Source organism: Amycolatopsis sp. cg5 (genome assembly GCF_041346955.1).
GTDB lineage: Bacteria > Actinomycetota > Actinomycetes > Mycobacteriales > Pseudonocardiaceae > Amycolatopsis.
Map to the genome: position 1 here is coordinate 7,885,632 of NZ_CP166849.1, position 12,516 is coordinate 7,898,147.

Here is a 12,516-nt window from a genome sequence, read left to right on the forward strand (position 1 = left end):
CGTAACACGCTCGCAGCGGAGGGGGTTAGCCTGGTAAGCGCATCAACGGACTTCAAGATCGAGACGGATAGAGGCGAGCCCAAGCCGTGTCCAGCAGCAGCCCTGCGTCACAGTTCGGCCCCAATGAGTGGCTGGTCGAGGAAATGTACGACCAGTTCCTGGCCGACCCCTCCTCAGTAGATGCCGCGTGGCATGACTTCTTCGCGGATTTCACGCCGACGCAGGCAGCGGGCACGGGCAACGGCCAGACCGCCGCGCCCGCCGCACCGGCAGCGGAGAAGCCGGTGGCGAAGCCCGCCACCCCGGCACCCGCCAAGACCGCCGCACCGGCGCCCGCGCCTGCCAAGCCCGCGGCCAAAGCACCGGCGGCGCCGGCGCCCGCGAAGGCCGAGCCGAAGCCAGCGGCCGCCAAGGCCGCGCCCGCGGCGAAGGACGAGTCGGAGTCGAAGCAGCTCCGCGGCGCCGCGGCCGCGATCGCGAAGAACATGGACGCCTCGCTGTCCGTGCCCACCGCGACCAGCGTGCGCGCGGTGCCCGCCAAGCTGATGGCCGACAACCGCATCGTCATCAACAACCACCTCAAGCGCACCCGGGGCGGGAAGATCTCCTTCACGCACCTCATCGGGTACGCGATGGTGCGCGCGCTGCGTGACTACCCGAACATGAACCGGCACTACCAGGTGATCGACGGCAAGCCGTTCGCGATCACGCCGGAGCACGTGAACTTCGGTCTCGCGATCGACATGAAGGGCAAGGAAGGCGCCCGCACGCTCGTCGTGGCCTCGATCAAGGCCACCGAGAACATGAGCTTCATGCAGTTCTGGCAGGCCTACGAGGACATCGTCAAGAAGGCCCGCAACAACAAGCTCACCGCGGACGACTTCTCCGGCACCACGATCTCGCTGACCAACCCCGGCGGCATCGGCACCAACCACTCGGTGCCGCGCCTGCAGGCCGGCCAGGGCGCGATCATCGGCGTCGGCGCCATGCAGTACCCGGCCGCGTTCGAGGGCACCAGCGAGAAGACGCTGGTCGACCTCGCTGTGAGCAAGATCATGACGCTCACCTCGACCTACGACCACCGCATCATCCAGGGCGCGGAGTCCGGCGAGTTCCTCAAGCGGATCCACCAGCTGCTGCTCGGCGAGGACGGCTTCTACGACGACGTCTTCACCTCGCTGCGCCTGCCGTACGAGCCGATCCGCTGGGTCGCCGACCTGCCGGACGGCCCGGTCGACAAGACCGCGCGGGTGATCGAGCTGATCGACGCGTTCCGGATGCGCGGTCACCTGATGGCCGACACCGACCCGCTGAACTACCGCCAGCGCAGCCACGCCGACCTCGACGTGCTCAGCCACGGCCTCACCCTGTGGGACCTCGACCGCGAGTTCCCGGTCGGCGGCTTCGCGGGCCAGGAGCGCATGAAGCTGCGCGACATCCTCGGCGTGCTGCGCAACTCGTACTGCCGCACGGTCGGTATCGAGTACACGCACATCCTCGACCCCGAGGAGCGGCGCTGGATCCAGAACCGCGTCGAGGTGCCGCACGAGAAGCCGGACCCCGCCGTCCAGAAGTACGTGCTGTCGAAGCTCAACGCCGCCGAGGCGTTCGAGACCTTCCTGCAGACCAAGTACGTCGGCCAGAAGCGGTTCTCGCTCGAAGGCGGCGAGACGGCGATCCCGCTGCTCGACACCATCCTCGACAAGGCGGCCGAGCACGAGCTCGACGAGGTCGTCATCGGCATGCCGCACCGCGGCCGCCTGAACGTGCTGGCCAACATCGTCGGCAAGCCGATCGCGCAGATCTTCCAGGAGTTCGAGGGCAACCTCGACCCCGGCCAGGCGCACGGCTCCGGTGACGTGAAGTACCACCTCGGCGCCGAGGGCAAGTACTTCCGGATGTTCGGCGACGGCGAGACCAAGGTGTCGCTGACCGCGAACCCGTCGCACCTCGAAACGGTCGACCCGGTGCTCGAGGGCATCGTCCGCGCCAAGCAGGACCTGCTGGACAAGGGTGGCTCCGGTTTCACCGTGCTGCCGGTCCTGATGCACGGCGACGCGGCCTTCGCGGGCCAGGGCGTCGTCGCCGAGACGCTGAACCTCGCGCTGCTGCGCGGGTACCGCACCGGCGGCACCGTGCACGTGATCGTCAACAACCAGGTCGGCTTCACCACCGCGCCCGAGCACTCCCGGTCGAGCCAGTACGCGACCGACGTGGCGAAGATGATCGGCTCGCCGATCTTCCACGTGAACGGCGACGACCCCGAGGCCGCGCACTGGGTGGCCAAGCTGGCCGTGGACTACCGCCAGGAGTTCCACAAGGACGTCGTGATCGACATGATCTGCTACCGCCGCCGCGGCCACAACGAGGGCGACGACCCCTCGATGACGCAGCCGGCGATGTACGACATCATCGACACGAAGCGCTCGGTGCGTAAGACCTACACCGAGTCGCTGATCGGCCGCGGCGACATCTCCGTCGAGGAGGCCGAGGCCGCGCTGCGCGACTTCTCCAGCCAGCTGGAGCACGTGTTCAACGAGGTCCGCGAGCTGGAGAAGCACCCGGCCAAGGCGAGCCCGTCGGTCGAGGAGGAACAGCAGGTCCCCGCGAAGGTGCCGACCGCGCTGACCCAGGACGTCGTCGAGCGCATCGGCGACGCGTTCGTCAACGTGCCGGACGGCTTCACCCCGCACCCGCGTGTCAAGCCGGTCATGGAGCGCCGCCACAAGATGTCCCGCGAAGGCGGCATCGACTGGGCGTTCGGCGAGCTGCTGGCGTTCGGTTCGCTGGCGATGGAGAACCGCCTGGTGCGGCTGTCCGGCCAGGACTCGCGCCGCGGCACGTTCACCCAGCGGCACTCGGTGCTCATCGACCGCAAGACCGGCCAGGAGTACTCGCCGCTGCAGAACCTGGCCGACGGCCAGGGCCGCGTGATGATCTACGACTCGGCGCTGTCCGAGTACGCGGCGGTCGGCTTCGAGTACGGCTACTCGGTGGCCAACTCCGAGGCGCTGGTCATGTGGGAAGCGCAGTTCGGTGACTTCGTCAACGGCGCGCAGACCGTGATCGACGAGTACATCTCGTCGGGCGAGGCAAAGTGGGGCCAGCGCTCCGACGTCGTGCTGCTGCTGCCGCACGGCCACGAGGGCCAGGGCCCCGACCACACCTCGGGCCGCATCGAGCGCTTCCTCCAGCTGTGCGCGGAGGGCTCGATGACGGTGGCGGTCCCGTCGACCCCGGCGAACTACTTCCACCTGCTGCGCCGCCACGCGCTGGACGGAGTCAACCGCCCGCTGGTGGTCTTCACGCCCAAGTCGATGCTGCGCAACAAGGCCGCCACCTCGGCGGTCGGCGACTTCACCGGCGCGACGAAGTTCATGTCGGTCATCGACGACGTCGACGTGGCGCCGGAGAAGGCCCGCAAGGTGCTCCTGACCTCGGGCAAGCTCTACTGGGAGCTCGTCGCCGAGCGCGCCAAGCGCGAGGCGAACGACGTCGCGATCGTGCGTATCGAGCAGTACTACCCGCTGCCCAAGAAGAAGCTGCTGGCGGCGCTCGAGCGCTACACCAACGCGACCGAGATCGCCTGGGTCCAGGAGGAGCCGGAAAACCAGGGCGCGTGGCCGTTCTTCGGCCTCAACCTGCCCCGGAAGTTCCCGGAGGTCCTCTCGGGCCTGCAGGTCATCTCGCGCCGCCCGATGGCCGCGCCGTCGGCAGGCTCGTCGAAGGTGCACGAGGTCGAGCAGAAGGCGATCCTCGCGAAGGCCTTCGAGTAGACACGCGGACAGAGAAACGCCCCGGCCGGGTCTTCCCGGCCGGGGCGTTTTCTGTTGCAGCTCAGCCCATCGCCGCCGTGGTCGCCTCGGCGAGCTTCTTGGCGTTGGCCCGGCATTTGCTCATGTCGACCGCGTTGCCGTCCGCGCCGCTGACCATGATCTGGCCGGACACGTTGCCCTGATAGAACCGGACCGAACACAGCGCCGGGTTGTCCGGATAGCTCACGTAAGCGGCCTTGGCGGCACCGGCGAGGTCGGGAAGCGGCTCGGAGTTTTCCTTCGTGTAGTGCTCGAACTCGCCCTTCGCCGACACTTCGCCCGCGCCGGAACCGCTGCGTTTCGACGTCGCCATGTACAGGATCACCGATCCCGACGACTTGCCAGGCTCGCGCCACTCGCAGTCGAGCGACATCAACGAGATCTCTGGATCCGACGTGCCGGCCGGCTTCAGCTCCTGCACCTCGAGTTTGGGCATGCCGGACATCTTGGATTCGATCGTCGGACAGCCCGGGAGCACCGCGTACTTGTCCGGCGGGCCGGTCTTCGCGGTCGATGTCGGGCTGGCCGAGCTGCTCGACGAGTCGTTGCCGAGCAGGAAGAACGCGCCGACACCCAGTCCGGACACCACGATCAGCGCACCGACGATGATCAGCGCGATCGTCACGCCGCTCATCCCCTTCTTCGGCGGCGGATAGCCGGGATAACCGGGGCCGGGCTGCGGGTAGCCCTGCTGGGGATAGCCCTGCTGCGGGTACTGGGGCTGGTTCCCATAAGGGTTCTGCTGATACGGCGGTCCTGGCTGCATGCACAGCACCTTAAGTCCTTTGAGGACTCCACGTGCGCCGAACGGCCTAGTTCAACGCCTCGGTGACCGCGACGGCGAGCTTCTTGACCGCCGCCCGGCAGGTCGCCTTGTCCGGGTCACCGTTCACGTACAGCTGCGCGTAGACGTTGGCCTGATAGAGCTTGAGCCAGCACTGCTCGGGATGGCCCTGCTCGTCGTAGAAGGCCGCGGCCGTGGCAAGGCCGGGAATCGGCTCGACGTTTTCGCCAGGGGCGGTCGCGAAATTGGTCTTCGCCCTGCTCTCGCCTTCTCCGCTTCCTGGAACGAGCGAATTCGACAGGTAGAGGTAGGCGGTGTTGGCGGGCTTGCCGTACTCGTACCAGGAGCACGAGGTGACGACTCGCGTGCTGGCCGGATCAGGCGCCTGTGCGACCGCCTCCGCGCGCGTGATCAACGGAGGCAGACCAGGAATCTTCGCGGCGATCGACGCGCACTTGGGCGCCTCCGCGTACCGGTCCGGCGGCCACGTGGGCGGTGGCGGCTCGTGGATGGGCCGATCGCCCATGCTGTACAGGCCGTAAGCGCTCAAGCCCAAGAAAGCCACCACGACGAGCACCGCGATGACCACCGCGCCGCTCGCCTCTCTCGCGTCCTGCCGCATGGTCGTGAGTGTTGCCGACGGCTAGAACCGCGGCAACACTCACGAGCCTGTCAGACGGTGATCGACCAGGTGTCGATCCGGCCGGTGTCGGCGCGGTAGACGTCCTGGACCTTCAACGTCCACACGCCGTTGGCGGCCTTCGCGGAGGCGTTCACGGTGTACGAGGCGTTGAGGTTGTCGCTCGAGTCGTTGCTCGAGTTCTTCAGGCGGTAGGTGGTGCCGTCCGGCGCGACCAGGTCGATGACCAGGTCACCGACGTAGGTGTGCGGGATGGTCACGTCGACCTTGGTGGTCGCCGAGGCGTTGCGCGCACAGCCGGAGACGGTGATCGCGCTGGTCACGGCCGCGCCGGCGTCCGGGATGGCGACGTCGGTGCCGTTGGTGACCTTGGCGCACGGGGTCGGCTCGGGGTCGGGGCCGCCGCCACCGGTGCCGGTGTAGAGCAGGACGTTCGGCGAGCCGGTGCCGGGGTCGGTGACCTTGCCGGGCGTGCCGCCGTTGACGAGCGCGTCACGCACCGCCTGCGGGGTCGCGGTCGGGTGATCGGCGAGGTACAGCGCCGCGGCGCCGACGACGTGCGGGGTCGCCATCGAGGTGCCGCTGATGGTGTTGGTGCCGTTGTTCAGCCACGCCGAGGTGATGTTGCTGCCGGGCGCCCAGATGTCGAGGCAGGTGCCGATGTTGGAGAAGTTGGAGCGCGCGTCGGTGTTCGTGGTCGACCCGACGGTGATCGCCTCCGGGGTACGGGCGGGCGAGGTGTTGCAGGCGTTGCCGCCGTAGTCGTTGCCGGCCGCGAGACCGTAGACGACACCCGAGGCGATCGAGCGCTGCACCGCGGCGTCCACAGTGGCCGACGCGCCGCCGCCGAGGCTCATGTTGGCGACCGCGGGCTTGACGGCGTTGGCGGTCACCCAGTCGATGCCGGCGATGACCTGCTCGTAGGTGCCGGAGCCGGAGCAGTTGAGCACGCGGACGCCGACGAGCTTGACGCCCTTGGCGAGACCGTAGGTGGTGCCGCCGACCGTGCCGGACACGTGCGTGCCGTGGCCCTGGCAGTCGGTGGCGTCGTTGTCGTTGTCGATGAAGTCACGGCCGGACACCGCGCGGCCGCCGAAATCGGGGTGCCCCAAGGTGATTCCGGTGTCGATGATGTAGGCGGTCACGTTCGACGCGGTCGTCGAGTACGAGTACTTCTGGTTCAGCGGAAGGTCACGCTGGTCGACGCGGTCCAGTCCCCAGGACGGCGGGTTCAGCTGATCGGTGCTGATGTGCACGGTCCGGTTCTGCTCGACCGAGGCCACGGCCGGGTCCGCGGCGATGCGCTTCGCCTGCTTTTCGCTCATCTGCCCGGCGAACCCGTGAATGGCCGAGTTGTACGTGCGGCTCACCGTGCCGCCGTGGCGCGCGGTGACGTCCTGGGCGGTGCCGCTCTTGAGCGTCACGATGTAGCTGCCCTGGACGGCGTCCGCCGCGTTCGCGTTGAGGATCGCGCCTTCGGTCGCCATGGCCGGCGCGGTCAGGCTCAGCGAAGTCAACGCCGCGACCGCGGTGGCCACGCCGAAACCGGCGAGGGATCTCTTGTTTCCCAATGATTTTGGCAAGATTCAATCCTCCTAGGCAGGGTCGACCGGAGACCGGTCGCTAGGGGTTGGCACGTTCACCTCGAACGTTGGGCTGAGAGTAGGGCCGAGTTTCCGGCGAAGGAAGATCTTGTCTTCACGCCGTTCACACAGTAGGGATTGTCATTTCCCAACAGGTCAGGTCCGTTCAGTCCCGTCCATAAGTCGACCGTTGGGCCGGACGGCCGAGCCGTGACCGGGGTATTCGCACGCATCGTGACCGGTTTGGCCTGGCAGGACCGGATTGTCACCGGTCAAGAACACCCGAACGGCCTGCTACGAAAGTAGGGGACGGAAAACGATTTCCGTGAACGGTTCACCATACGGAATGATCGCCTGATGTTCCTCCGCCGTGAAACGACCGCCGACGCACCGGCGATCCACGCTGTCCACAGTGCCGCGTTCGACGGGACGGTCGAGCCGAACCTCGTCGACGAGCTGCGCGCGGACGGCGATCTGCTGAACGCGCTGTCGCTCGTCGCCGTGCTCGACGGCGAGATCGTCGGCCACGTCGCCGGCAGCACCGCGACTCTCAACGGGGACAAGGAAATCGCGGTCGGCCTCGGACCGCTCGGGGTGCTGCCGTCCGCGCAGCACGCGGGCGTCGGCTCGGCGCTGATGCACGCTTTCGACGCCGCCGCCGACGCGCTCGGCTACGGCGCCGTCGTGCTGCTCGGCGACCCGAAGTACTACTCGCGCTTCGGCTACGTGCTCGCCGCCGAACACGGAATCGTCCCACCACAGGCCGAATGGGCACCGCACTTCCAGGTCCGCACACTGGCCGGGTACAAATCGGACATGCGCGGGAACTTCCGCTACGCGCCCGCGTTCGAGCGGCTTTAGGACTTCAGGCCGCTCTCACGCAGGAACTCGTCGGCGATGTCGATCGCGTTGCGCTTCTCTTCGGTGTACTGGACATTGAGCTTGACGAGTTTCTCGGTCGTCAGCGCGGCCGAAGCCCGGTTCAGCGCCTGCACTTCGGCGTCGGACAAGGTGCCTTTCGCGACCAGCGGAACGATGTTCTGCGCCGGGAACATGTTCTTGTCATCCTGCAACGCGACGAATCCGTTGGCCGCGATGGTCGACGAAGTGCTGAACAGGTCGACCACCTGGACGTCGCCGGACTTCAGCGCGGCCACGGTCACCGGGCCGCCGGTGTCGGTCGTACGGATCTCCTTGAACTCGCAGCCGTAGAGCGCCTTGATCTTTTCCTTCCAGCGGGTGCTCCACTGGCCCGGTCCGCCGAACACGAGGTCCTTGCAGCGCGGGCCGAGTTCCGAGAACGTCTTGATCCCGAGTTCGGGGCGCACGACGAGCAGGTCCTTGTCCTCGGCGGGAGCCTGCTCCAGCACCTCGAACCTGGCCGGGATCTTCTGCTTCAGCTCCGCGTACACCGCCTGAGGCGTGGTCGCCTGGGTGTTCTTGTCGAAGTACCGCAACAGGTTCCCGCTGTAGTCGGGCACCACCGAAAGCGATTTGTCCTGCAGCGCCTTGACAACGACCTCGCGACTGCCGACCGGCGGCCGGACCTTCACGTTCTCGGCGCCGGCGTTGCGCAGCGCGCCCGCGTAGATTTGGGCCAGCAGAAGGCTTTCTCCGACATCGGACGCGCCGATGATGATGTCGCCGGTCGTCCCGCCCTCGGCGCCGCCTTCGAACGGGTTGCCACAGGACGTCGCCAGCAAGGCAAGAGCGGCGATCAGCACGCGCGCTTTCATACGGTCACCTTCTTGCCGGTCGCGGCGGCCGCCGCGAGCCGGACTCCCTTGGGCACCAGTGCGCGTTGCACGGCCGACAGCACGAGGTCGAGCGCGACCGCGAGCAGCGTGGTCAGCACCGCGCCCCCGATCACCTGCGGGTAGTCGAACACGGCCAGCCCGTCGAGCAGGAACCGGCCGAGCCCACCGAGCCCGACGTACGAGGCGACGGCCGCGGTCGCCACCAGTTGCAGCACGGCGTTGCGGATTCCGCCCAGCACCAACGGAAGCGAGATCGGGACCTCGACCTGCCACAGGCGCTGCCAGCCGGTCATGCCGACGCCCTGCGCCGCGTCGACCACGCCCTTGTCGGTCGCCTGCAGGCCCGCGTAGGTGCCGGCGAGGATCGGCGGGATCGCGAGCACGACGAGACCGATGATCGTCGCCGTCTCGCTTTCGGTGAACAGCAAGAAAAGGAACGTGACCAGGCCCAGCGTCGGCAGCGCGCGGATGGCGTTGCCGAAACTGACCAGCACGACACCGCCACGTCCGGTGTGCCCGACGAACAGCCCGAGCGGCACCGCGACGACCAGCGCGATCACCAGCGAAAGCCCGACATAGCCGAGATGCTGCCCGAGCCGCACCGGAATGCCTTCGGGCCCTTGCCAATGCGCGGAATCGGTGAACCAGTCCCAGATCATTCGGCCGCCACCTTCTTCGCGCGGTCCCACGGCGCCAGCAGATTGCGCAGCAGCACCAGCAGGAGGTCGACGATGAGCGCTAGGACCATGGTCAACACGATGCCGACCACGATCGGCGAGAAGTACTCACGCTGGAACCCGTCGGTGAACAGCACGCCGAGCCCGCCGGTGCCGATCAGCGCGCCGACGCTCACCAGGCTGATGTTGCTCACGCTCGCCACCCGGACACCGGCGGCCAGCACCGGCACGGACAGTGGCAGTTCGACGCCGAAGAACCGGCGCACCGGCTTGTAGCCGACCGCGGTCGCGGCGGCGATGACGTGCTGCGGCACCGCGCCGAGCGCGTCGAGCACCGGGTGCACCAGCAGCGCCGCGGTGTAGATCGTCAACGCGACGATCACGTTGACGCTGTCGAGGATCCGCGACCCGATGAGCCCGGGGATCACCACGAACAACGCGAGCGAAGGAATCGTGTACAGCAGGTTCGACGCGACGAGCACGACACTGCGCGCGGCCTGGTAACGCGTGCCCAGCCAGCCCGCGGCGATCGCGATCACCAGGCCCAGCACCAAGGGCAGCAGCGCGAGGTAGATGTGCTCGGCCAGGTCGCCGAAGATCTCCGCGCGGTTGTTGGCGCTGCTGAGGTACCGCCCCAGCTCGTCGAAGAACATCAGGAATCCACGCTCTGCGGGGTTCCTTCGATGACTTCCAGAACTTGTCTCGCGGTGACCACGCCGATCACCTTGTGGTCGTCGTCGACCACCACACCGAGGCTCGCGGGTGACGACAGCGCCGCGTCGAGCGCGCTGCGGATAGGCGTCCCCTGCACGTAAAGTGAGCCGCCCGCGACCAGATCGGACTCTTCGAGCCCACCGTCCACAGTGGAGTTCGGTGGCAGCCAGCCACGCGGCTGCCCGTCCGCGTTCACCGCGATGCGCCAGAAATCGGCACCGGCCACAGTGGACCCGATCTCGATCTTGGCCACGTCCTTGACTTCCACGCCGTTGGCGGACAAAAAGGACAGTCCGCGGTAGCCGCGGTCCTTGCCGACGAAGGACGCCACGAAGTCGTCCACCGGGTGCCGCAGCACCTCCGACGGCGTGCCGTACTGCGCGAGCTTGCCGCCGACGCGCATCACCGCGACCTTGTCGCCGAGCCGCACGGCCTCGTCGATGTCGTGCGTGACGAACACGATCGTCTTGCCGAGCTGGGTCTGCAGCCGCAGCAGCTCGTCCTGCAGCTCCTCGCGCACGATCGGGTCGACCGCGGAGAACGGCTCGTCCATCAGCAGCACCGGCGAGTCGGCCGCGAGGGCGCGCGCGACGCCGACGCGTTGCTGCTGGCCACCGGAAAGCTGCGCGGGGTAACGCTTGCCCATCGACGCGGGCAGCCCGACCGTCTCCAGCAGCTCGGCGGCGCGCTTGCGGGCCTTGGCCTTGTCCCAGCCGGTCAGCAGCGGCACGGTGGCGACGTTGTCGAGCACGGTGCGGTGCGGGAACAGGCCCGCGTGCTGGATGACGTACCCGATGCCGCGGCGCAGCAGCGCCGGGTCGGACTCCGTCACGTCCTTGCCGTCGAGCAGCACCTTGCCGCCGGTCGGCTCGACCATCCGGTTGATCATCCGCAGCGAGGTGGTCTTCCCGCAGCCCGAAGGCCCGACGAACACGGTGATCGTGCCGTCCTCGACGGTGAGACTGAGGTCGTCGACGGCGACCGTCCCATCGGGATACCTCTTGGTCACGCCCTGGAACTCGATAGCCACGCGCACTCCCCATGTAGGTGGCGAAAACCGTAGCGGAGATCCCGAGGATCGGCACGGCGTTCCAAGTCTTAGGCTCTTACCGTGCCTTCACTCGAAGACCTGCTGACTGTCCACGGAAAGCCTCTCCACCAGGCGATTGTCTTGCTCCGCGAGGGCTGGCAGGAATTCGACGACTTGATCAGGGTCACGGCCGCGCCGCGCCGCAGCATCGAGGAACTCCAGTCCGCGCTGGGCGACGATCTCGAACGCGACGGCAAGCTCTCGCGCCTCAAGCCGGGTTCGGGCTACACCGAGTACGGACTGCCGGAGTTCACCGAACCCGGCGGCGACGCGCTGGTCACGCTGGAAAAGCTCGTCAAGGACGTCCCGCCGCCGCTCGCGGCGCTCGACCACGTGCAGGCGACCCCGGAAACCGTGCTGAAGCGCGCGCTGTGGCTGCGTTCGCGCTACGACCTCGGCAAGGCCCGGCTGCTGTGTCTCGGCGACCACGACCTGACCTCGCTGGCCGTGCACCTGACGGATCCGGACGCGGACATCACCGTCGTGGACCTCGACGAGCGCGTCCTCGAGTACATCGACGCGGCCAGCGACGGCCGCGTGCGCACCCTGCACGCCGATCTGCGCTTCGGCCTGCCGCCCGCGGTGAGCGGCTCGGCGGACCTCGTCTTCAGCGACCCGCCCTACACCCCGGAAGGCATGGGCTTGTTCGCCGCACGCGGCGTCCAGGCGCTGCGCGAACCGAGCGACGGCCGGCTGCTGCTGGCGTACGGCTACAGCCCGCGTCACCCCGCGCTGGGCGCGCAGGTGCAGCGCGAGCTGGCGATCCTCGGCCTGACGTTCGAGGCGATCCTGCCGGACTTCAACCGCTACTTCGGCGCGCAGGCGATCGGCAGCGCGGCGGACCTCTACGTCTGCCAGCCGACCGCGAAGGCCAAAAAGGCGCGCGCGGGCAAGGGAAAGTCGGCGATCTACACGCACGGCCCGCAGTCGGTCGAAGCGGGCACGACGAAACCCGCGCTGGTGGACCGGCTGCTGGAGATCGCGGGCGAAACCGGGCTCTCGATCGAGTCACGCCGCGTCGACTGGTCGGTGTCCGGTCCCGAAGGCGATGCCGTCGCCATGGACCTCTCAGCCGACCCGGGACCTTGGCTGCTGCGCACGCTGCTCGGGACGAACGCCCAGCGGCTCGCGCTGCTGCTGCCGAATTCGCACCCCGACCTGGGCGACGCCGCGTCCCAGGCGGCCCTGTCGTCTTTGGTCGCGGGGAAGTACACGCTGCGGCTGCTGCGCAGCACACCCGACAACAAGCACGCCGTGGTCGTCGCGGACGCCGTGTCCGGCCAGAACGAACTGCTCAGCCGCGCGCACGCGCGCCTCGCGAACGTGCCGCAGGAAATCCCGGCCGAGCTGCACGCCTACCGCCTCATCGACCTGCCACGCCACCGCATCGCGGCCCTCCTGGCCACGTAAAAGGGCTCGTGCGCGTTGCGGGCGGTTAGAACCGCCCGCAACGCGC

10 protein-coding genes are annotated in these 12,516 nt (G+C 68.1%); 3 read left to right on the top strand and 7 right to left on the bottom strand.

The genetic code is table 11. From position 1 onward, the window contains the following. Nucleotides 1-86 precede the first annotated feature (86 nt). On the top strand, nucleotides 87-3,776 hold the full coding sequence (locus AB5J62_RS35620) for a multifunctional oxoglutarate decarboxylase/oxoglutarate dehydrogenase thiamine pyrophosphate-binding subunit/dihydrolipoyllysine-residue succinyltransferase subunit (RefSeq protein WP_370944392.1): 3,690 nt from the start codon (nucleotides 87-89) through the stop codon (nucleotides 3,774-3,776). A 61-nt stretch (nucleotides 3,777-3,837) separates the two neighbouring features. On the opposite strand, the gene AB5J62_RS35625 is transcribed toward AB5J62_RS35620, so the two are convergent. From AB5J62_RS35625 to AB5J62_RS35635, 3 genes are read right to left on the bottom strand one after another with little or no spacing between them, the layout of a single operon-like run. Beyond that, nucleotides 3,838-4,581 (bottom strand): hypothetical protein, encoded by a 744-nt coding sequence (locus tag AB5J62_RS35625; RefSeq protein WP_370944393.1) that lies wholly within the window; start codon nucleotides 4,579-4,581, stop codon nucleotides 3,838-3,840. Between the two features lie 46 nt (nucleotides 4,582-4,627). Beyond that, nucleotides 4,628-5,221: a hypothetical protein gene (locus AB5J62_RS35630; protein WP_370944394.1), complete on the bottom strand. Its 594-nt coding sequence runs from the start codon at nucleotides 5,219-5,221 to the stop codon at nucleotides 4,628-4,630. 50 nt (nucleotides 5,222-5,271) lie between these two features. Continuing rightward, on the bottom strand, nucleotides 5,272-6,822 hold the full coding sequence (locus AB5J62_RS35635; RefSeq protein ID WP_370944395.1) for a S8 family serine peptidase: 1,551 nt from the start codon (nucleotides 6,820-6,822) through the stop codon (nucleotides 5,272-5,274). Nucleotides 6,823-7,179: 357 nt separating this feature from the next. Here AB5J62_RS35635 and AB5J62_RS35640 point away from each other — a divergent pair, with 357 nt between their 5' ends. Next, nucleotides 7,180-7,683, top strand: a complete 504-nt coding sequence (locus AB5J62_RS35640) for a GNAT family N-acetyltransferase (RefSeq protein WP_370944396.1) — start codon at nucleotides 7,180-7,182, stop codon at nucleotides 7,681-7,683. Here AB5J62_RS35640 and AB5J62_RS35645 read toward each other — a convergent pair. Genes AB5J62_RS35645 through AB5J62_RS35660 form a run of 4 tightly spaced genes read right to left on the bottom strand, consistent with a single transcriptional unit; the run spans nucleotide 7,680 to nucleotide 11,000 of the window. Further along, complete coding sequence (locus AB5J62_RS35645) at nucleotides 7,680-8,558, bottom strand: ABC transporter substrate-binding protein (protein WP_370944397.1); 879 nt, start codon at nucleotides 8,556-8,558, stop codon at nucleotides 7,680-7,682. The two genes, AB5J62_RS35640 and AB5J62_RS35645, sit on opposite strands and share 4 nt — an antisense overlap. Next, complete coding sequence (locus AB5J62_RS35650) at nucleotides 8,555-9,238, bottom strand: ABC transporter permease (protein ID WP_370944398.1); 684 nt, start codon at nucleotides 9,236-9,238, stop codon at nucleotides 8,555-8,557. Before AB5J62_RS35650 ends, AB5J62_RS35645 begins: the two co-directional genes overlap by 4 nt. Further along, complete coding sequence (locus tag AB5J62_RS35655; protein WP_370944399.1) at nucleotides 9,235-9,909, bottom strand: ABC transporter permease; 675 nt, start codon at nucleotides 9,907-9,909, stop codon at nucleotides 9,235-9,237. Before AB5J62_RS35655 ends, AB5J62_RS35650 begins: the two co-directional genes overlap by 4 nt. Then, nucleotides 9,909-11,000 carry an ABC transporter ATP-binding protein gene (locus tag AB5J62_RS35660; RefSeq protein ID WP_370944400.1) on the bottom strand — a complete coding sequence of 364 codons (1,092 nt, stop codon included), beginning with the start codon at nucleotides 10,998-11,000 and terminating at the stop codon, nucleotides 9,909-9,911. The genes AB5J62_RS35655 and AB5J62_RS35660 overlap by 1 nt, the downstream gene beginning before the upstream one ends. Before the next feature lie 81 nt (nucleotides 11,001-11,081). Here AB5J62_RS35660 and AB5J62_RS35665 point away from each other — a divergent pair, with 81 nt between their 5' ends. Beyond that, nucleotides 11,082-12,470, top strand: a complete 1,389-nt coding sequence (locus AB5J62_RS35665) for a bis-aminopropyl spermidine synthase family protein (protein WP_370944401.1) — start codon at nucleotides 11,082-11,084, stop codon at nucleotides 12,468-12,470. Nucleotides 12,471-12,516: the final 46 nt, after the last annotated feature.

Excerpts from the sequence above, each read along its gene's own strand:
- AB5J62_RS35630 (WP_370944394.1), bottom strand. The coding sequence starts at position 5,221 with ATGCGGCAGGACGCGAGAGAGGCGAGCGGCGCGGTGGTCATCGCGGTG.
- AB5J62_RS35655 (WP_370944399.1), bottom strand. The coding sequence starts at position 9,909 with ATGTTCTTCGACGAGCTGGGGCGGTACCTCAGCAGCGCCAACAACCGC.
- AB5J62_RS35640 (WP_370944396.1), top strand. The coding sequence starts at position 7,180 with ATGTTCCTCCGCCGTGAAACGACCGCCGACGCACCGGCGATCCACGCT.
- AB5J62_RS35650 (WP_370944398.1), bottom strand. The coding sequence starts at position 9,238 with ATGATCTGGGACTGGTTCACCGATTCCGCGCATTGGCAAGGGCCCGAA.
- AB5J62_RS35625 (WP_370944393.1), bottom strand. The coding sequence starts at position 4,581 with ATGCAGCCAGGACCGCCGTATCAGCAGAACCCTTATGGGAACCAGCCC.
- AB5J62_RS35645 (WP_370944397.1), bottom strand. The coding sequence starts at position 8,558 with ATGAAAGCGCGCGTGCTGATCGCCGCTCTTGCCTTGCTGGCGACGTCC.